This is a genomic window from Naasia lichenicola (genome assembly GCF_004801885.1).
Lineage (GTDB): Bacteria > Actinomycetota > Actinomycetes > Actinomycetales > Microbacteriaceae > Naasia > Naasia lichenicola.
Genome location: NZ_SSSM01000003.1, coordinates 269,085 through 289,469 on the forward strand (window position 1 = coordinate 269,085; position 20,385 = coordinate 289,469).

The following is a 20,385-nucleotide window of genomic DNA, read 5'->3' on the forward strand; positions in this document are numbered from 1 at the left end:
CACGGGCGCGGAGCGACGACGGCGATCCGCTAGACATGGAGCGTGGATCATCTCGATGGACTGCCCCGCCCCGATGTCGACATCGCGTGGGCGGAGCGGATCGCGGCGTCGGAGTTCGGCGTGGCCGGCGCGGCGCGGGAACTCGGGAGCCAGCAGGACCGCAACTTCCTGATCGACGAGCGCACGACCCCGGGTCGGAAGTTCCTGCTCAAGGTCAACAACCCGGTCTTCGCGCGCGCCGAGATCGACGCACAGAACGCGGTGATGGCCACCCTGGCCGCAGCGGGTCTGACGGTGCCCGAGCCGCAGCCGTCGCTCGACGGCGGTCTGGTCGCCTCGGTGCTGATCGACGGCGTCCCCCACGACGTGCGACTGCTCTCGTTCGTGCCGGGTGAGCCGCTGATCGACTCGGAGCACCTGTCGGACCGTGCGGCCGCCCAGCTCGGCGACCTGGCCGGTCGGGTGTCGAGAGCGCTCAGCGGAATCGAGCATCCCGGTCTCGACCGGTGGCTGCAGTGGGACCTGCGCAACGCGCAGCAGGTGGTGGCGGAGCTGGTCCGCTTCGTCGACGACCCTCCGCGCCGCGCAGTCATCGAGGAGGCCGTGGCCGAGGCATCGGCACGCCTCCAGCGCGTCGCCGCTGACCTAAGGGTGCAGGCGGTCCACGCCGATCTGACCGACGACAACGTGGTCGTCTCGCGCGACGAATCGGGTTCGCCGATCATCGACGGAGTCATCGACTTCGGCGACAGCTCCCTCGGATGGCGCGTCGCCGAGCTCGCGGTCGCCTGCAGTCCCGTCTTCCACCACAGCCCGTCGAGGCCGCTCGCCGTGCTGCCCGTCATCGCGGCGTTCGACGCCGTCCAGCCCCTGACCGATGCCGAGATCGACGCGCTGTGGCCGCTGATGGTGCTGCGCGGCGCGGTGCTCGTCGTGAGCGGCGCGCAGCAGGTCGCGATCGACCCGGGCAACGACTACGCGAGTTCGGCCGACGAGCGCGAGTGGCGGATGCTCGCCGTTCCCGCCGGCTTCGACGCCGACATCGCGACGGCCGCGATCCGTCGACGGCTCGGCCGCCCAATGCCGCCGCGGACCGATCTCGCCGCCGGCCTCGGTATCGGTCGGATGATCGATGCCTCCGCGGTTGAGATCGTCGATCTCGGCTACTCCAGCCGCGAGCTGCGCGACGGGGCGTGGCTCGATGATCCCGAAGGCGAGGAGAACCGTGTCCTCGCTATAGCTGCGGCGGAGGCCGGCACGGTGGCCGCGACCCGGTTCGCCGAAGCCCGTCTGACCCGCTCCGCCGTCAACGACCGGGAGGCGCCGCGGAACGTCGCGCTCGCTCTCGACGTCGCGCTTCCTGGCGGCAGCACGCTGGTCGCTCCCTTCGACGGCGAGCTGAAGCCGTTCGGCGACTCGGTGCTGCTGGTCGGCTCGGTCGATCCGTCCGCGGTCTCGTCAACGATCTCCCCACCGGCCGTTTCTGACCTCTCGGTACTGGTCTCGGTACTGATCTCGGGCATCGCCGATCCCGTGTTCGGGCCCGTGGCACGAGGCGAGGCGATCGGCGTCAGCGCTGCCCGCCTGCGCGTCTGGCTCGCGACCGGCGAGATCCGGTCCGCGCCTCCGAGGTTCGTGCCCCTGGAGGAGCTCGACGGCTGGGAGTCCCGCTTCCTCGATCCCGCTCCCCTGCTGGGGAGCGGCCGTCCCACCCGTCGACCGCGGCCGGATTCCGCGCGCGAACTGGCCCGACGGGATGCGGCCTACGACCCGCTGCAGGAGCACTACTACTCCGCGCCGCCGCAGATCGAGCGCGGCTGGCGCGAGCACCTGATCGACGTCGACGGCAGGCACTACCTCGACATGGTGAACAACGTGGCCACCCTCGGCCACGGCCACCCACGGATCGCCGAGGTCGCCGCCGATCAGTGGCGGATGCTCAACACGAACTCGCGCTTCCACTACTCCGCCGTGACCGAGCTCAGTGAACGGCTGCTCGCGACTCTGCCCGCGGAGGCGCGAGCTGCGGGCACCGGCCTGGACACCGTGCTGCTCGTCAACAGCGGCACGGAGGCGGTCGACCTGGCTCTGCGCCTGACGAAGGCGTTCAGCGGTCGGGACGACGTGCTCTGCCTCAGCGAGTCGTACCACGGCTGGTCGCTGGCCTCGGATGCCGTGTCGACGTCGGTGTCGGACAACCCGATCGCCGACGAGACCCGCGCCCCGTGGGTGCATGTCACGCCGACGCCCAACGCCTTCCGTGGCGCACATCGCGGCTCCGGTGCTGGCGCGGCCTACTCCGCCGAGGCGATCGCGCAGCTGCGCACGCTCGCCGAGGCCGGAACGCCGATCGGGACCTTCATCGCAGAACCGCGACAGGGCAACGCGGGCGCCATCGAGGTTCCCGGCGGATACTTCGCCGCGGTCTGGGACGAGGTCCGTCGCGGGGGCGGTGTGGTCATCTGCGACGAGGTGCAGGTCGGCTACGGCCGACAGGGGGACGTCTTCTGGGGTTTCCAGCAGCACACGGACCCAGAGGGCCGGATCCTCGTGCCCGATGTGATCACCGTCGCGAAGGCGATGGGCAATGGCCACCCGCTCGGTGCGGTGATCACGCGCCGCGAGATCGTGGACGCCCTGGCCGCGCAGGGCAGCTTCTTCTCATCGGCGGGCGGAAGCACGCTCAGCTCGCGGATCGGCGTCGCCGTGCTCGAGATCATGGAGGACGAGGCCCTGCAGGCGAACGCCGCCCGGATCGGCAGCCACCTGCGGACCCGCTTGGAAGGGCTCGCCGAGAGGCATCCGATGATCGGCGCGGTGCACGGCCGAGGGCTGTACATGGGCGCGGAGCTGGTGCGCGATCGCACGACGCTCGAGCCGGCCCCGGCGGAGACCGTGGCGATCTGCGAGCGCTTCCGTGAGCTCGGCGTGATCGTGCAGCCCACCGGAGACCGGCAGAACATCCTCAAGGTGAAGCCGCCGCTCTGCATCAGTCAGGACAGCGCCGACTTCTTCGTGGACACCCTCGACGAGATCCTCCGCGCCGGCTGGTGACCCCATTTCCTACGTGCCGGCTCGATGCCGGTTCCCCGGTGGCTGAGTAGGCCCCCGCCGAAGGCAGGGCCGTATCGAAGCCGGCGTTCGAAGGCGCAGCTCCGCTCAGCTCAGCTCGCGTAGGGGACGAAGTCGAACTCGGTGAAGTCGGCGACCTCGACCAGCCACCTCGTCTGCACGAAGTCCTGGTGGGCCGGTGCGGAGTCGTAGGCGTCGTAGTCCGCCTGGCTCTCGAAATCCATCGCGAACTGGAACTGCAGCGGGCTCTTGCCGACCTGGCGCGACACCGTGAAGTCGATCACGCCCGGGATGGCGGCGAGGATCGACCGGCCGTCGGCCAGGAATGCCGCCTCTGCGTCGGATCCCGCGGGATGGGCGAGCGTGAAGCACACGGTGTGACGGATCATCCCGCCAGCCTATTGAGCGCGCTGCGGACCTCCACACCTCGAACAGGGACGCCTGAGCCGCGCGGTCGTACGATCGCCAGGTGGAAGAGACCGACGAGGAGATCGCCGCCGGTGTCCGCCAACTGGTCGCCGCCGCCGTCCGCCGACTGGCCGAGGCGGAGGTGCGCGACGAGGCCCTGGCTCGGTACGTGGGGCCGCGTCGCGTGCTGCTCATCCCCCGACAGTCGACGATGGAGCCGATCGCCCGCGTGTGGCGGCTCGGGGTGCTCCTGCTCGCACGCGACGGCCGACTGTTCGCGACGGGATCGATCACCCGGGTGACGCCGCCCGGCCGCGCGGCCTACCAGTCCCAGTCGGCGGAGATCCGACGGGAGTACCGGGCGGCCGCTGGACGAGGTCCGTTCGAGCCGGGCGACACCGTCAACTACGACGCGGCGCCGATCGGCCTGGATGCCGCCTCGCTGCGGGCAGCGGTCGGACCGCTCTTCCTGCGCGGCGCGGAGCCCGTCGTCCGATGGAGTCCGCTGGCGCCCGACGAGGGTGCGATCCCGTTCGCGACGTATCTCGACGAACGCGTCGACCTGCTGCTGCATCCGCCGCAGGGCGCCTGAGCCGCGCAGCCGAGCCCGTTGCCGCCGACCATGCTGGTCGAGAAGGCGCCCGCACCGTATCGAGGCCCGCGCCCGACTACTCCGGTCCGGCGGGCGCCTCAGCGATGGAGCCGGGTTCCGCTGATGGAACCACAGCCTCGTCGGCAGCATCGGCGACCTCCGCGACCTCGTCGGCGGGATCGGCCTCGTCGAGCAGGGCGAGCGTCTTCGTCGAATCGGCGGAGGTGCCGTCGGTGACGAAGCGCCCCTCGTCGATGCCGATCAACGACAGGTTGCGCAGCGACTCCGTGCCGGGTTCCAGATACCAGTCGTGGCCGACCGACTCGCTGAGCTCCTGACCCGTCACCGGATCCAGTGCTCCCGTCACCTCCATCGGGTTCGCGCCGAACTCCGGCGATCCCGGGTCCACTCCGAAGAAGGCCGTGTTGACGACGGGATCCCAGGCTGCCTCGCCCACCCAGACGTGGCCGTCGGGCACCGCGAGCTCGCTCACGTTGTCGGCCACGCCGCCAGGCGAGCCGACCATGGCGAGGGCGTCGATCGACATGGTCTGCCGCTGCAGCGCGAGCATCGTCACGGTCGCGCCGTAGGAGTGGGCGAAGACGGACACATAGGGCTCGTCCCCCGCGCGCAGGTCGTCGAGTCCGTTGATGAGATTCGCGATCCGGACCGAACCGTCCTCGGCCAGGTCCGTCCCGAGCATGTTGGTGATGTCGGGCGTCTGATAGCCGATCCAGGAGATCGTGGCGACCGATCCCGTGCGGTCGAGGCGCCGCAGCCATTCGCTCTGGTCGTCCCACAGGTCGGCGGTGACCTTGGTCCACTCGGCCATGTGCGCCTTGATCGACAGCAGCGCGCCGGGCACGAGCACGCTGATGTAATCGGCGCTCTGCAGGTCGCCGATCGCGATCGCCGCGCGCCCGGGCATGGTGGTGTCGAGGCCGATCAGGCTGCGATGGAAGGACAGGTCGTTGCGCAGGGCCTCGTCGATGCGGTTGAGCACGATCAGACGCTGGCTGGCATCGAAGGCGGCACCCTTGCCGGCGGTGGACGCGGTGACCTTCACCGCCGCGATGTCCCGAGCGAGCAGAGCCCGGTTGGCGGTGTCCCGATCGGCGTAGGGGATCCCCTCGAGGTTGCCGAACAGCTCCGGAGCTCCCCTCAGCAGGCTGCGGCGGGCGCCGTCGCCCAACCCGCCCCACCACGTCTCGACGGTGGCGGTGGGAGGTGGCTGCTTGACGACCTCTTCGATCCGCGACCGGTTCGCCGAGACGAAGGCGACCAGCTGGGCGACATCGAGCGGCTCCAGCATCCCGATGAGGGTCGTCGGATCGACCGCCTCGGGCAGGGAGACGTCGGCGACCATCCGTCCGGTGCGATCCCTGCCCACGACGGATGGAAGGCAGTGGATTCGCGACGCGGCGGCAGAGGCAGGACCAGAGCCGATCTGGCGGCCGCCGATGTCACGGACCGGATCGGCGTGCGGCCCGCCCTCGGGCAGCACGACCACAGGAGCGGACGTCGAGGCGACGACGGAGTTCGAGCCCACGGCGACGGCCGCGGCCGGGTGGACCTCAGGGCTCGTAGCGATGAGGGTGGCGGCGCTCAGCGCGGCGACGAGCGCGAGCGCGGCGAGTCGCAGCTGCACGTCCGATCCCCTCCGCGCTCTCCCCCGATGCGCACGACAGGGAGCGCAGCCGTCGCGAGCGGGCGTACGGCATGCTCGCGCTGGGCCCCAGGCCTGCGCTCATGGTAGGGATGCACACCGCGATCGCCGCGATCCCGCGCCGCAGCGCGCTACTCCGCCGCCGGCTCCGATTCCACGGCATCACCGGCGGATTCGGCCGCGTCGCCGGACCTGACAGCATCCCCAGCCGACTCGTCCCCAGCCGACTCGTCCCCTGCCGACTCATCGGCGGGCGCCGCGGCCGCGAGAATCGCCCGGACCGCGTCGGGACCCTCGGAGAGCAGCAGAGCGAAGCCCTCGGCGTCGAGAATGGGCACGCCGAGCTGCTCGGCCTTGGTCAGCTTGGATCCCGCACCGGGGCCCGCAGCCACGAAATCGGTCTTCTTGCTGACGCTGCCGCCCGCCTTGCCGCCCGCGGCGAGGATGGCCTCGACGGCACCCTCGCGACTGAAGCCCTCGAGGCTGCCCGTCGGCACGACGGTGAGTCCGGAGAGGATGCCGCCTTCGACGACCGCGGCTCCCGGACCCGGGTGGCCGGGGGTGCTCAGCTGGACGCCGGCGGCGGCCCAGCGCTCGAGGATCTCCTGGTGCCAGTCGACGGAGAACCAGTCGATGAGGGCGTCGGCGATGATCGGGCCGACTCCGTCGACCGCGGCGAGCTCGTCGCGGCTCGCGGCTCGCATGGCGTCGATAGAGCCGAACCAGCCGGCGAGGGCGCGCGCGGCGACCGGTCCGACATTGCGGATGGAGAGGGCGACGAGGATCCGCCAGAGCAGCTGGGTCTTCGCCTTCTCGAGGTTGGCGATCAGCTCTGTGCCGTTCTTCGACGGCTCGCCGTTCTTCTTCTGGTACGGCGAGACGACCTTGACCTCCCCGTCGATCGTCTTCGGCATGCCGGTCTCGGAATCGCGGACGACCACTCGGATGGGCAGCAGATCGTCGAGGGTCAGCTCGAACAGCCCCGCCTCGGTGAGCAGCGGCGGATCCTCCGGGAAGAACGGCTGGGTGAGCGCGGCGGCGCCGACCTCGCCGAGCGCCTCGATGTCGAGCGCCCCCCGCGATCCGATGTGCTCGACCCGACCGCGCACCTGCGCCGGACAGCTGCGCGCGTTCGGGCAGCGGAGATCGATGTCGTCCTCGCGCGCCGGCGCGAGCTTCGTGCCGCACTCCGGGCAGTTCTCGGGCATCACGAACTCGCGCTCCGTGCCGTCGCGCAGCTCCACCACGGGGCCGAGCACCTCGGGGATGACGTCACCGGCCTTGCGCAGCACCACCGTGTCGCCGATCAGCACGCCCTTCTGCTTCACGACCTGCTGGTTGTGCAGGGTCGCCTGGCGCACGGTGGAGCCGGCGACCAGCGCGGGCGCCATCACCGCGAACGGCGTGGCGCGGCCGGTGCGTCCGACGGACACGACGATGTCGAGCAGCTTGGTGTGCACCTCTTCGGGCGGGTACTTGTAGGCGATCGCCCACTTCGGCGCACGGCTCGTGGCGCCCAGCTCGACATGGAGGTCGAGATCGTCGACCTTGACCACGACCCCGTCGATCTGATGCTCGACGCTCGCGCGGTGCTCGCCGTAGCGGCGGATGAAGTCGAGCACTCCTTCGAGGTCGTCGTAGACGCGGAAATGACTCGAGATCGGCAGCCCCCACTCGGCGAGCAGGCCGTACACCTCGGACTGCGCGGTGACGGGCGTCTCCCGCTCGATGGCCTTCACCGGCCAGGCGCCGATGCCGTGCACGAGCATGCGGAGCCGGCTGATCCGGTCGTGCATCAGCGCGAGGCGCTCGGGCGACTTGCCCTCCTCCTTCTGCCGCAGCGAGCCGCTCGCCGCGTTGCGGGGGTTCGCGAAGACCCGCTCCCCGGCGGCCGCCTGCTTGGCGTTGAGCTCGTCGAAGGACTCGACCGGGAAGAAGATCTCGCCGCGGACCTCGACGAGGTCGGGATGGCCGCTGCCGGAGAGCCGCTCGGGGATGGTGCCCATCGCCAGCACGTTGCCGGTGACGTCCTCCCCCACGACCCCGTCGCCACGGGTCGCCGCGGTGACGAGAACCCCGCGCTCGTAACGGAGGTTGATGGCGAGCCCGTCGATCTTGAGCTCTGTGAGATAGCGGACCTTGGAACGGCCGGAGTCGCGCTCGACCTTGGCGGCCCACTCGGCCAGCTCGTCGGCGCTGAAGACGTTGTCGAGGCTCAGCATCCGCTCGGCGTGCTCGACCGGAGCGAACTGGGTCGTCTCGGCGCGGCCGCCCACCGTCTGGGTGGGGCTGTCCTGGGTGAGGAGCTCGGGATGCAGCCGCTCGAGCTCCTCGAGCCGGCGCACCATGGCGTCGTACTCGGCATCGGTCACGGTGGAGGCGTCGCGGTCGTAGTAGGCGTCGCGCAGCTCGAGGATCTGCGTGCGCAGCCGATCGACCTCCGCCCGTGCCCCCTCAGCAGGGTCCGCCTCGACGGGGTCCGCCTCGAGATCGGGCCGGTCCTCGGAACTGGTGTCGCTGATCGCCATGGGCTGAGTTTATGACTCGCCACCGACACCCGCCTGGGGCGGATTCGTACTCCGATCAGGGATCGGGTCGCCGCGCCCTGCTCTCAGCCGACGGTGGCGGGAACCGCGCTGACCGTGCGATCGATCGTGCACTGGCCGAGCACACGGGTGCCGACGTAGACGACCGCCGTCTGACCGGGCGAGACGCCGATCAGCGGTGCATCGGGGACGACGACCAGCTCGGATCGTCCGCCCTCCGTGTGGACAAAGGCCTCGGCGGGCACCGGATCGGCGTGCGCGCGGATCTGCACCTCGCAGCGGAACGGCGTCGTCGGATCGGCGGGCGGGAGTCCGGCCCAGCTGAACCGCTCCCCCGAGATGCGGGCAAGAGCCAGGGCCTCGCGAGGACCGACGACGACCTCATTGGTGCGCGGCCGGACCTCGAGGACGAAGCGCGGCCGCCCGCCCGCATCCGGCACGCCGAGGGCGAGGCCTCGACGCTGGCCGACCGTGAAGCCGACGGCGCCGTCGTGGCTGCCGACGACAGCGCCATCCCGGTCCACGATCGAGCCGGGCGCGTGCTCGACGTGATCCGAGAGCCAGCCGCGGGTGTCTCCGTCGGAGATGAAGCAGATGTCGTGGCTGTCGGGCTTGGCGGCGACCGCGAGTCCGCGGGCGGCCGCCTCGGCACGCACCTCGGCCTTGGACGGAGTCGCGCCGAGCGGGAACATCGCGTGCGCGAGCTGCTCGGTCGTCAGCACTCCGAGCACGTAGGACTGGTCCTTCGCCCACGCCGCGGAGCGGTGCAGCTCGCGGTTGCCGTCGGCATCGGTGAGGATCGTGGCGTAGTGGCCGGTGCAGACCGCATCGAATCCGAGGCTGAGCGCCTTCTCGAGCAGCGCGGCGAACTTGATCCGCTCGTTGCAGCGCATGCACGGGTTGGGGGTGCGGCCGGCGGAGTACTCGGCGATGAAGTCGTCGACGACGTCGAGCTTGAAGCGCTCCGAGAAGTCCCACACGTAGTACGGGATCCCGATGACGTTCGCCGCGCGCTGCGCGTCCATCGAGTCCTCAATCGTGCAGCAGCCGCGGCTTCCGGTCCGCAGGGTGCCCGGCATCCGGCTCAGCGCGAGGTGCACCCCGACGACGTCGTGGCCGGCCTCCACCGCGCGGGCAGCGGCCACCGCGGAGTCGACTCCGCCGCTCATCGCCGCCAGTACACGCATCCGTCAAGTGTACGAGCGCGCCGCCGACCTCCTGCGGCGCACCGTCCGCGTGGGCACGCTCGGCCACCCTTCCTACCGTCGGCCACCAACCACTCCCGGTCGGCCACCCTTCCTACCGTCGGCCACCGTTCACTCCCGGTTGGCCACCCTTCCTACCGTCGGCCAGGTTTACACAGGTGGCCCTCGGTAGGAAAGGTGGCCGAGCAGGGAGACTGAGGAGAGCAGCGCCGCCCAGAACAGGGTCACGCAGCGCAGCGCGGAGGGTCAGTACATGGCGGGTTCGCGGCTGGAGTGGCCGGCCGCCCGCGCACGCTCGACCGCGGCGGGCAGCGCGGCGAGCACCGCGTCGATGTCGGCCTGCGTGGTCGAGGGGCCGAGGGTGAATCGCAGGGCCCCACGCGCCTCGTCCTCGGGGACGCCCATGTCGAGCAGGACGTGCGACACCTCGGGGACGCCCGCGGTGCAGGCGGATCCGGTGCTCACCGAGATGCCCGCCATGTCGAGCGCGAAGAGCAGGGAATCGCCGTCGCATCCGGCGAAGGTGATGTTCGCGTTGCTCGTCACCCGCTCGGGACCGGGCGCCGGGCCGCGCATTACGGATCCGTCGACGGCCGCGCGCACTCCCCCGACCAGCCGGTCGCGCAGCTCGCCCATCCGCCGAACATCGTCGTCGAGGCGTGCAGTGGCGACCTCGGCGGCGAGCGCGAAGGCGACCGCGCCGGCGACATCCTGCGTGCCCGATCGGACGGATCGCTGCTGGCCGCCGCCATGCAGGAGCGGCACCAGCGAGCTGCGGCGGCCGAGCACGAGCGCTCCGATCGACACCGGACCGCCGATCTTGTGGGCGGACAGGCTCATCGCCGAGGCCCCGCTCCTGGCGAAGTCGACTGGGACATGGCCGAGCGCGGCCACCGCGTCGACATGGAGCGGGATCGACCGGGCGGCCGCGACCTCGGCGAGCGCCGCGACCGGCTGGATGGTGCCGACCTCGTTGTTCACCCAGATCGCGCTGGTCAGCGCGACGGAGCCGGCGCCTGAGCCGGAGTCGAGTGCGGCGGCGAGGCGGTCGGGCAGGATCCGGCCGTCGGCGTCGAGGGGCACCTCAACGCGACGAGCGCCCTCCGCTCGGACGAGCCAGTCGACGGTGTCCGCGGTCGCGTGGTGCTCGCCACCGGGGATCACGACCGAGCTGCGCACGGGATCGGCAGCGCGCGCCGCCCAGAACAGCCCCTTGATGGCCGAGTTGATCGACTCGGTGCCTCCGGAGGTGAAGATGACCTCGACCGGCTCGCAGCCGACGACGGCCGCCAGGCGCTCCCGCGACTCCTCGAGTGCCTGCTTGGCGCGCTGCCCATGGCCGTGGATGGAGGACGGATTCCCGATCGTCCGCAGCGCCTCCGCGTAGGCCTCGAGCACTTCGGGCAGCAGCGGGGTGGAGGCGGCGTGATCCAGGTAGATCGCCATGACCCCATACTCTAGGTGCCATGACGGTCCCGGACCTCCTGGCAGACCCCCCGGCGGAGCACACGACCGATCCGCTCGCGGGCCTCGGGGTGAGGGCGAGCGCCGAGGGTGGAGAGCTCCGTGTCTGGAGCGAGCACGCGGATGCGATGGAGCTCGTCCTGTTCGATTCGGACCCCGATTGGATCGTCGGCACCATCCCGCTCGAGCGCGACGCGCACGACGTCTGGAGCGCACGGTCATCCCGCCTGGTGCCGGGTCGCCGCTACGGGCTGCGGGTCTCAGGCCCCGCTGCGGTGGGCAACACCTACAACCCGTCCACTGTGCTGCTGGACCCGTACGCCCGCGCGATCTCGCGCAACTCCCCGAGCAGCTGGCAGAGCGTGGTCGCTGACGACGGCTTCGACTGGGGCCACAGCGCCAAGCCGGGCACGCCGCTCGACCACACGGTCATCTACGAGGCGCATGTGCGCGGACTCACCAAGCTCAACCCCGCGATCCCCTCGGCGCTGCGCGGCACCTACGCCGGTCTGGCGCACGAGAGCACGATCGGATATCTGAAGGATCTCGGCGTCACCGCCGTCGAGCTGCTGCCGGTGCACGCCTTCTCGAGCGAGCGCCGCCTCGTCGGGCAGGGCCTGAGCAACTACTGGGGCTACAACTCGCTCGCCTTCTTCGCCCCGCACCCGCTCTACGCGTCGCGGGAGAACCAGCAGAAGGGACCGCAGGCCGTTCTCCGGGAGTTCAAGGGGATGGTGAAGCTGCTGCACGAGGCGGGCCTCGAGGTCATCCTCGACGTGGTCTACAACCACACGGCCGAAGAGGGCATCGGCGGTCCCCGCACCAGCTTCCGCGGCATCGACAATCGCGGCTACTACCGCCAGACCCCAAGCGGCGAGTACATCGACACCACGGGCTGCGGCAACACCCTCGATTTCGGCCGGCCGGTGCCTCAGCGCCTCGTGCGCGATTCGATCCGCTACTGGGCCAACGAGATGCAGATCGACGGGTTCCGCTTCGACCTCGCCGCAACGCTGGGCCGGGACGACCGGGCCCACTTCGATCCCGAGCATCCCCTGCTCTACGGGCTCCGCGACGATCCCGAGCTGGCGGGCGTCAAGCTCATCGCCGAGCCGTGGGACGTCGGGATGGGCGGCTGGCAGACGGGCAACTTCCCGTACGGCTGGTCGGAGTGGAACGACAGCTACCGCGGGACCGTCCGCGACTTCTGGCTGACGGACCTCGCCTCGATGCGCGGCGGCGGCGGCGCACGCAGCGGGATCGGCTCTCTGGCAGGAGCCCTGGCTGGCTCGGCGAACGTGTTCCGGGCGACCCGCGGTCCGCTCACCTCGGTCAACTTCGTCACCGCGCACGACGGCTTCACCATGGCCGATCTCACGAGCTTCAACTACAAGCACAACATCGGCAACGGCGAGCAGAACCGCGACGGCACCGACGACAACCGCTCCTTCAACTTCGGCATCGAAGGAGACACCCGCAGCCCGCGGATCCTCGCGGAGCGTCGGCGGACGATGCGCAACCTGATGGGAACGCTGCTGCTCTCGGCCGGCGTCCCGATGATCACGGCGGGCGATGAGCACGGCCGCACGCAGCGCGGCAACAACAACGCGTACTGCCACGACAGTGAGCTGACCTGGGTGTCCTGGAAGCATGCGGACTGGCAGCGCGAGCTGCACGCGGTGACCCGTCGCCTGATCCAGCTGCGCCGGGAGAACCCGGCCCTGCGGCCCGTCCGCTACGCCAAGCTCGACGCGAAGACGCCGAGCGCGACGGAGATGAACTGGTACTCGGCCTCCGGCATGGAGATGTCGACGGACGACTGGAACTCCACTCAGACCCGGTGCGTGCAGTACCTGGCGGCGTCCACTCCTGAGTTCGAGGACTTCAACCGCGTTCTCGTCGTCGTGCACGGAGCCGAGCAGGAGCTGGCCGTCGTCCTTCCCGCCCACGACGACGTGACCCGGTACGAACTGCTCTGGTCCAGCGGCGAGCACGACGAGGGCGCTCAGCACGCCCCAGGCGATGTCTTCGCCGCCAGCGGACCGACCCTGACGGTCTTCCGCGCGAGCTAGACCGGCGGGCGGGCCCTCCCGCCGAGCGGCGCCCCTCTGGACAGTCCGACATCGCGGGAGCAGGATGACGCGCATGAGGCCCGATGCGTGCACTGCTCCCTGACGAGTCCGGGGCAGTCGATCGCGACGGGGTGTCGATCGGCTACGACGTCTACGGCGACGCCGACGCGCCGGCGATCGTGTTGCTGCCCACCTGGGCGATCGCCGACGCCATGCACTGGAAGGCTCAGATCCCCGTGCTGGCCCGCCGCTTCCGGGTGATCACGGTGGACGGCCGCGGCACCCGGCGGTCGGATGGTCCTGCTGAGGCCGCCGGATACACGCTGCAGCAGCACGCGGACGACGTGCTCGCCGTGCTCGATGCGACCGGCACCGCGCACGCGGCCATCGCGGGGGTCTCGATCGGCGGCGTCCTCGCCTGTCTGCTGGCCGCCGTCAGCCCGGACCGAGTGACCGGCGCCATCCTCATCGCTCCGGCTCTGTGGTCCCTCAGCCCGGCGGATCCGCCTCGCCAGGTGTACTCCTTCGTCGACGTGGAGGCGGATCGGGACGGCTGGGCGACCTACAACCAGCACGTCTGGAGGAACGATCTGCCGAGCTTCGCCGAGTTCTTCTGGGGGCGGATCTTCTCCGAGCCGCACTCGACGAAGCAGATCGAGGACGGTGTGGGCTGGACCCTCGCGACCGGTGCGGAGACCCTGGTCTCGACCCAGTTCGCCGCCGAGCCGATCTTCGACGACGCCGATCGGACCGCTGCGCTGCTGAGGTCCATCCGGTGTCCGGTCCTGGTCGTCCAGGGCAGCGACGACGAGATCAGCCCGCCCCGGCGCAGCGAGATCGCCGCGGAGCTCACGCGGGCGGACCTGCTCGTCCTCGAAGGCGGCGGCCACTGCCCGCAGGCCCGTGATCCGATCCGGGTCAATCAGGCCATCCTCGCCTTCCTCGATCGGGTGACGCCCGCCGCCGACCGCCGTCCGGTCCGCACGACCTGGACGCGCGGCCTGGCGCGCCCGCCGCGCGTGCTCTACCTCTCCTCCCCCATCGGGCTCGGCCATGCGCGCCGCGACCTGGCCATCGCGCGCGGACTGCGACAGCTGCGACCCGACGTCGAGCTGGACTGGCTGGCGCAGGCGCCGGTGACGACGTTCCTCGGCGCGGCCGCGGAACGGATCCATTCCGCCAGCGACCATCTCGCGAGCGAGTCCGCGCACCTGCAGAGCGAGGCGCACGAGCATGACCTCAATGCCTTCCAGGCGATCAGGCGGATGGACGAGATCCTCGTCGCCAACTTCTCGGTCTTCCAGGACGTCGTCGACTCGGGCGCCTATGACCTCGTGGTCGGCGACGAGGCATGGGACGTCGATCACTTCTGGCACGAGAACCCCGAGCTGAAGCGCAGCGCGTTCGTCTGGATGACCGACTTCGTCGGCTGGCTGCCCGCGCCGGGCACCGACGAGCGGGAGGCGGCGCTCACCGCCGACTACAACGCCGAGATGATCGCCCACGTCGAGCGCTTCGGCCGGCAGCGGGATCGATCGATCTTCATCGGCGACCGCGAGGACATCGTGCCGCAGTCCTTCGGCCCGGGCCTGCCCGACATCGGCGAGTGGACGAGCCGCCACTTCGAGTTCAGCGGCTACGTCTCGGGCTTCGAGCCACCCGATCACGCCGAGGCCCGGGCGCGCCTGGGCTACCCGGTCGACGTCCCGGTCGTCATCGTGACGGTCGGCGGATCGGGAGTCGGTCGCGCGCTGCTGACCCGGATCATCGCGGCCTTCCCTGCGATGCGGAGGCAGATCAGCGATCTGCGGCTCATGGTCGTGGCCGGCCCGCGGATTGATCCGAGCTCGCTGCCGGGCCACGACGGCATCGAGATCGTCGGCTACCTCGACGATCTGCCGACGCACCTCGCCGCCTGCGATGCGGCGATCGTGCAGGGCGGCCTCACCACGACGATGGAGCTGGTCGCCTGCCGGCGCCCGTTCCTCTACTTCCCGCTCGGCCAGCACTTCGAACAGCAGCTCCACGTCCGACACCGACTCGACCGCTATCGGGCGGGCAGCTGCCTCGACTTCGCGACCAGCACCCCGGACAGCATCGCGGATGCGCTCGTCTCAGCGCTGGCCACCCCGGTCGATTATCGGGCGGTGGGCACGGACGGCGCGATGCGCGCCGCCCGATCCATCGCCGAGATCCTCTGACGCGGGCCGACGAGGGCACCAAGAGGAAACGAACTGCCCAGTTCTGCCGCTCGGAACGCAATCCAGGCGGCAGAACTGGGCAGCTCGGCTCAGAGAACTAATGCGCGACGGTCACCAGACCCAGCTCGGCGGAGCTGGCGAGGTAGGGGCTCTTCGGCACGACGCGGACGTTGTACCCGAACGATCCCGGGCGGGTCAGCGTGACCGTGCCCGCGAAGGTTGTCGACCCGTCGGCCGGGGCCGCCTCGGTGTCGTCCGCCAGCGGCACGAGCGCCGTCGACGTGGTGTCGGCGAGGGTGTCGTCACGGCTGGTGCCGTAGACGACCTCGACCGAGACGTCGTCGGGCGTCAGCGATCCGAGCTGGACCTGCGCGCGCACGTGCAGCTCGTCGCCGATCCGCGGGATCGCCGCGAGGCCACCGGACTCGACGTGCAGCACCTGCACTCCGGACCAGCCTCCGCTGACGGTGGCCTTCCATGCGGCGAGCTCCCGCCCGGCCGCGTAGTCGTCCTCGGCGATCACATCTGCCGCCTTGCCCGCCACCGTGTAGAGCTTGCCGACGTAGTCCTTGACCATCCGATCGGCCGAGAGCACGGGCGACATCGCCGCGAGGGTGTGCCGGATGGACTGCACCCAGCGAGCGGGCACGCCCTCCTTGTCGCGGGAGTTGTAGAACCGCGGCGCGACCTGGTGCTCGATGAGGTCGTAGAGGGCGTTCGCCTCGAGGGCGTCGCGCTCGGCGGCGTCTCCGGCGGCGTCGGAGGACGGGATGGCCCAGCCGTTCTCGCCGTCGTAGAACTCGTCCCACCAGCCGTCCATGATCGACAGGTTGAGCCCGCCGTTCAACGCCGCCTTCATGCCCGACGTGCCGCAGGCCTCGAGCGGACGCAGCGGGTTGTTCAGCCAGACGTCCGTTCCGGGGTAGAGCAGCTGCGCCATCGCGATGTCGTAGTTCGGCAGGAACACGATGCGGCCGCGGACCTCGGGGTCCTGGGTGAAGCGCACGAGCTTCTGGATCAGGCGCTTGCCCTCGTCGTCGGCGGGGTGGGACTTGCCGGCGATGATGAGCTGGATCGGGCGCTTCTTGCTCGTGAGCAGCGCCTTCAGCCGCACGGTGTCGTGCAGCATCAGGGTGAGGCGCTTGTAGGTCGGCACGCGACGCGCGAATCCGATCGTCAGCACCTCGGGGTCGAGCACCTCGTTGATCCAGGTCGGCACGACCACGCCGGGGTTCTGCTTCTGCCAGGCGTCCTTGATCCGGCTGCGAGCATCGGTCACCAGCTGCGCGCGCATGTCGTTGCGGACGGCCCAGAGCTCGGAATCGCTCACCGCAGGGGACGACCAGTCGGCCGCCGTGGTGTCCGACGTGCCGAGCTTCTCCTGGGCGAGCGCGATGAGCTTGGGGTCGGTCCAGGTGGGGGCGTGCACGCCGTTGGTCACCGACGTGATCGGCACGTCGTCCTCGTCGAATCCCGGCCAGAGACCGGAGAACATCCCCCGGCTGACCTCGCCGTGCAGGATCGAGACGCCGTTGGCGTGCTGGGCGAGGCGCAGGCCCATGACGGCCATGTTGAACACGTCGCCGTTGCCGCCCGAGTAGTTCTCGGTGCCGAGCGCGAGCACGTCGTGCACATCGACGCCGTGCAGCAGGTCCGTCGAGAAGTAGGCCTCGATCAGCGAGCGCTCGAACCGGTCGATGCCGGCCGGCACAGGCGTGTGGGTGGTGAAGACGGTGCCCGCGCGGACGACCTCGAGCGCCTCGGCGAAGCTCAGCCCGCCGGCGACGAAGTCGGAGATGCGCTCGAGTCCGAGGAAGCCGGCGTGGCCCTCGTTGGTGTGGAAGACGGACGGGAACGGCTGGCCGGAGAGCTCGGTCCAGACCTTGATGGCGCGGACGCCGCCGATTCCGAGCAGCAGCTCCTGCAGCAGGCGATGCTCGCCGCCGCCGCCGTACAGGCGATCGGTGACGCTGCGCAGCGACTCCTCGTTCTCCGGGATGTCGGTGTCGAGCATGAGCAGCTTCACCCGTCCGACATCGGCCTGCCAGACGCGGGCGAAGAGGGTGCGGCCGCCGGGCAGGGCGAGCGCCACCTGCGCGGGCGAGCCGTCGTCGCCGCGGAGCACCGAGAGCGGCAGGCCGTCGGGGTCGAGGACCGGATAGGTCTCCTGCTGCCAGCCGTCGTTGGAGATGGCCTGCTTGAAGTAGCCGGACCGATAGAACAGCCCGACGGCGAGCAGCGGCAGTCCGAGGTCGGACGCGCTCTTCAGGTGGTCGCCGGCGAGGATGCCCAGACCGCCGGAGTACTGAGGGAGGGCGGCGGCGATGCCGAACTCCGGCGAGAAGTAGGCGATGGATCGGGGGGCTTCAGGCTGGGTCTGGTACCAGCGCGGCTCGGAGATGTAGGCGCGCAGGTCGTCGCGCAGGCCGTTGGCACGGGCGACGAAGTCGGGATCTGCGGCGAGCGCCTTGACGCGCTCGGGAGCGACGGCACCGAGCAGCGAGACGGGATCGCGCCGGCTCTCCTGCCAGAGCACCGGATCGATGAAGTCGAAGAGCTCACGGGTCGGCTCATGCCACGACCAGCGGAGATTGCCCGCCAGCTCATCGAGGGCCGACAGTGTTTCGGGGAGCACCGTGCGCACGGTGAACCTGCGGATTGCCTTCATGGATCCCATTCCTCGGTCGCGTTCGATTCAGTTCACCCTAGAGCCACGACGGGGCGCAGCCGATAGCCGGACGAGCCGGTGCACGCACCTCCCAAATCGATTCGGTGACCACCGTGAACAGCCGCTGAACGGGCGGTCACCACCGGGACGATCTCCGGCATCGGATGGTCGAAGTCCGCTGCAAGGACTTCCAGCACCTGATCAGCGCCCGAACCAGGGCTCGGACTAGGGTTGGAGCGTGGCCACCACTCCGAACGGCAGCGGCGCCGACGTTCCTCCTGCCGCTCTGCCCAACACGACAACGCCCAAGCGCCGCGCCCAGCCCGGCGAAGCGAAGACAGCCGCCCGAACCAAGGCCGCGCCATCGAGCGGCGCGAAGAGTGCCACCTCCGGCACCGGATCGTCCCCGCTCGCCGCTCCCGTCCCCTCCTCCTACGTCCCGCTGGTCGGACGCATCCCGATCTTCGACCTCTCACCCCAGCAGCCGGACAACCTCTGGCCGGCCAAGGGCTTCGTCGGCGAGGTCATCCCCTTCGCCGCGACGGTGTTCCGCGAGGGCCACGACCTGCTCGGCACCGACGTCGTGCTGACAGCCCCGTCCGGTGCGACCAGCACCCACCGGCTGACCCTGCTCGCTCCCGGCAGCGATCGCTACGGCGCCGAGGCGCTCGTCGACGAGGAGGGCAGCTGGACGTTCGCGTTCCGCGCCTGGTCCGACGACTGGGGAACCTGGCGGCACAACGCCGACATCAAGATCCCTGCCGGCCTCGACGTCGAGCTGACCTTCCAGCTCGGAGCCCAGCTGCTCTCGCGCGCCGCGGCGGAGACGGACCGAAGCGACGCCGACCGGCGGCTGCTCGCCGACACCGCGGCGGCGCTCCTCGCCGACGACCGCTCGGCCGCCGACCGACTCCAGCTCGCATCGGCGTCGCGCCTGAGCACGATCATCGAGGCCGACCCGATCCGCAGCCTGCTGACCCATTCCGAGAGCCGCACGCTGCGCGTCGAGCGGACCCGTGCGGGCCGTGGCGCCTGGTACGAGTTCTTCCCGCGCTCCGAGGGCGCCATGAAGCGCGCCGACGGTTCATGGCAGTCGGGCACGCTGCGCACCGCGGCGAAGCGCCTGCCCGCCATCGCGGCCATGGGCTTCGACGTGGTCTACGTGCCGCCGATCCATCCGATCGGCCTCACCAACCGCAAGGGGCCGAACAACACCCTGACCGCGGGACCGAACGATCCCGGGTCTCCCTACGGCATCGGCTCCGAAGCGGGCGGGCACGACGCCATCCACCCCGACCTCGGGACGGAGGAGGACCTCGCGTTCTTCATCGCCGAGGCGAAGGCGAACGGGTTGGAGTTCGCGCTCGACATCGCGCTGCAGGCCTCGCCCGACCACCCGTGGGTCACCACGCACCCCGAGTACTTCACGACCCTGCCCGACGGCTCGATCGCCTATGCGGAGAACCCGCCGAAGAAGTATCAGGACATCTACCCGCTGAACTTCGACAACGACCCCGAGGGCACCTACGCGGAGATGCTGCGCATCTTCCTGCACTGGGTCGGCCTCGACGTGAAGATCTTCCGCGTCGACAACCCGCACACGAAGCCGCTGGCGTTCTGGGAGCGCCTCATCCACGACGTGAACGAGATCGATCCGTCGGTGATCTTCCTCTCGGAGGCGTTCACGCGTCCGGCGATGATGCGGGGCCTCGCCAAGGTCGGCTTCCAGCAGAGCTACACCTACTTCACCTGGCGCAACACCAAGGAGGAGCTCGGCTCGTACTTCACCGAGCTCGCCACCGAGACGGCCGACTACCTGCGTCCGAACTTCTTCGTGAACACCCACGACATCCTCACCCCCTACCTGCAGTTCGGTGGCCGTCCGGCCTACAAGATCCGTGCGGCACTCGCCGCGACGGCGTCGCCGATCTGGGGCGTCTACTCCGGCTACGAGCTCATCGAGGACGTCGCCCGGCCCGGGGCCGAGGAGAACATCGACAACGAGAAGTACGAGTTCAAGCCGCGCGACTATGCGCGGGCGGAGTCGATCGGCCTCTCGCTCGCGCCGTACCTGACGAAGCTCAACGAGATCAGGAAGGCCCACCCCGCACTCGGCCAGCTGCGCAACACCTTCGTGCACTGGACAGACGACGACCAGATGCTCGCCTACAGCAAGCACATCGACGGCCGCTTCACCGCCTCCGGCGCCTCGGACACGATCATCGTGGTCGCCAACCTCGACCCGCATGCCGTCCGCGAGACCACCGTGCACCTCGACACCACCAGGTTCGGAGTCCCCCAGGGGGGCCTGTATCAGGTCGAGGACCTGATCACCGGTGCCATGTGGACCTGGGGCACCGACAACTACGTGCGCCTCGACGCCTTCACGGAACCGGTGCACATCCTGCACGTCGTCAGTGCCGTTCCCGCCTACTTCTCCTGATCCGACGGTCAGGTCCACCCCTACCCACCCGACATCGATGCTGGATCC

Annotated in this window: 11 protein-coding genes; 5 read left to right on the forward strand and 6 right to left on the reverse strand. The window is 70.2% G+C overall.

Going from position 1 to position 20,385, the window contains the following annotated elements:
• The first annotated feature begins 42 nt into the window (after nucleotides 1–42).
• Nucleotides 43–3,054: an aminotransferase gene (locus E6C64_RS06450; protein WP_136426821.1), complete on the forward strand. Its 3,012-nt coding sequence runs from the start codon at nucleotides 43–45 to the stop codon at nucleotides 3,052–3,054.
• Nucleotides 3,055–3,164: 110 nt separating this feature from the next.
• Here the strand turns inward: E6C64_RS06450 and E6C64_RS06455 are convergent, their stop codons facing one another.
• The gene (locus E6C64_RS06455) at nucleotides 3,165–3,461 is read right to left on the reverse strand and encodes a Dabb family protein (protein WP_136426822.1); all 297 of its coding nucleotides are present in this window, start codon (nucleotides 3,459–3,461) and stop codon (nucleotides 3,165–3,167) included.
• Between the two features lie 80 nt (nucleotides 3,462–3,541).
• Between E6C64_RS06455 and E6C64_RS06460 the strand changes: the two genes are divergently transcribed.
• The gene (locus E6C64_RS06460; RefSeq protein WP_136426823.1) at nucleotides 3,542–4,072 is read left to right on the forward strand and encodes a hypothetical protein; all 531 of its coding nucleotides are present in this window, start codon (nucleotides 3,542–3,544) and stop codon (nucleotides 4,070–4,072) included.
• Nucleotides 4,073–4,148: 76 nt separating this feature from the next.
• On the opposite strand, the gene E6C64_RS06465 is transcribed toward E6C64_RS06460, so the two are convergent.
• The 4 genes from E6C64_RS06465 to E6C64_RS06480 all read right to left on the reverse strand — a co-directional run bounded on the left by E6C64_RS06465 (nucleotide 4,149) and on the right by E6C64_RS06480 (nucleotide 10,935).
• Complete coding sequence (locus E6C64_RS06465; protein ID WP_136426824.1) at nucleotides 4,149–5,720, reverse strand: alpha/beta hydrolase; 1,572 nt, start codon at nucleotides 5,718–5,720, stop codon at nucleotides 4,149–4,151.
• Nucleotides 5,721–5,869: 149 nt separating this feature from the next.
• Nucleotides 5,870–8,266 (reverse strand): NAD-dependent DNA ligase LigA, encoded by a 2,397-nt coding sequence (gene ligA, locus E6C64_RS06470; protein ID WP_136426825.1) that lies wholly within the window; start codon nucleotides 8,264–8,266, stop codon nucleotides 5,870–5,872.
• Nucleotides 8,267–8,349: 83 nt separating this feature from the next.
• Nucleotides 8,350–9,471: a tRNA 2-thiouridine(34) synthase MnmA gene (gene mnmA, locus E6C64_RS06475; protein ID WP_136426826.1), complete on the reverse strand. Its 1,122-nt coding sequence runs from the start codon at nucleotides 9,469–9,471 to the stop codon at nucleotides 8,350–8,352.
• A 264-nt stretch (nucleotides 9,472–9,735) separates the two neighbouring features.
• A complete protein-coding gene (locus E6C64_RS06480) occupies nucleotides 9,736–10,935 on the reverse strand; it encodes a cysteine desulfurase family protein (RefSeq protein ID WP_136426827.1) in 1,200 nt (399 codons plus the stop codon).
• 20 nt (nucleotides 10,936–10,955) lie between these two features.
• Between E6C64_RS06480 and glgX the strand changes: the two genes are divergently transcribed.
• Nucleotides 10,956–13,025: a glycogen debranching protein GlgX gene (gene glgX / locus E6C64_RS06485; RefSeq protein ID WP_136426828.1), complete on the forward strand. Its 2,070-nt coding sequence runs from the start codon at nucleotides 10,956–10,958 to the stop codon at nucleotides 13,023–13,025.
• Nucleotides 13,026–13,108: 83 nt separating this feature from the next.
• Nucleotides 13,109–15,226 carry an alpha/beta hydrolase gene (locus tag E6C64_RS06490; RefSeq protein WP_136426829.1) on the forward strand — a complete coding sequence of 706 codons (2,118 nt, stop codon included), beginning with the start codon at nucleotides 13,109–13,111 and terminating at the stop codon, nucleotides 15,224–15,226.
• A 97-nt stretch (nucleotides 15,227–15,323) separates the two neighbouring features.
• Here the strand turns inward: E6C64_RS06490 and glgP are convergent, their stop codons facing one another.
• Nucleotides 15,324–17,894 carry an alpha-glucan family phosphorylase gene (glgP, locus tag E6C64_RS06495; RefSeq protein ID WP_136426830.1) on the reverse strand — a complete coding sequence of 857 codons (2,571 nt, stop codon included), beginning with the start codon at nucleotides 17,892–17,894 and terminating at the stop codon, nucleotides 15,324–15,326.
• Nucleotides 17,895–18,132: 238 nt separating this feature from the next.
• On the opposite strand from glgP, the gene E6C64_RS06500 reads away from it, so the two are divergent.
• Nucleotides 18,133–20,337 carry an alpha-1,4-glucan--maltose-1-phosphate maltosyltransferase gene (locus E6C64_RS06500; protein ID WP_438941845.1) on the forward strand — a complete coding sequence of 735 codons (2,205 nt, stop codon included), beginning with the start codon at nucleotides 18,133–18,135 and terminating at the stop codon, nucleotides 20,335–20,337.
• Nucleotides 20,338–20,385 lie beyond the last annotated feature (48 nt).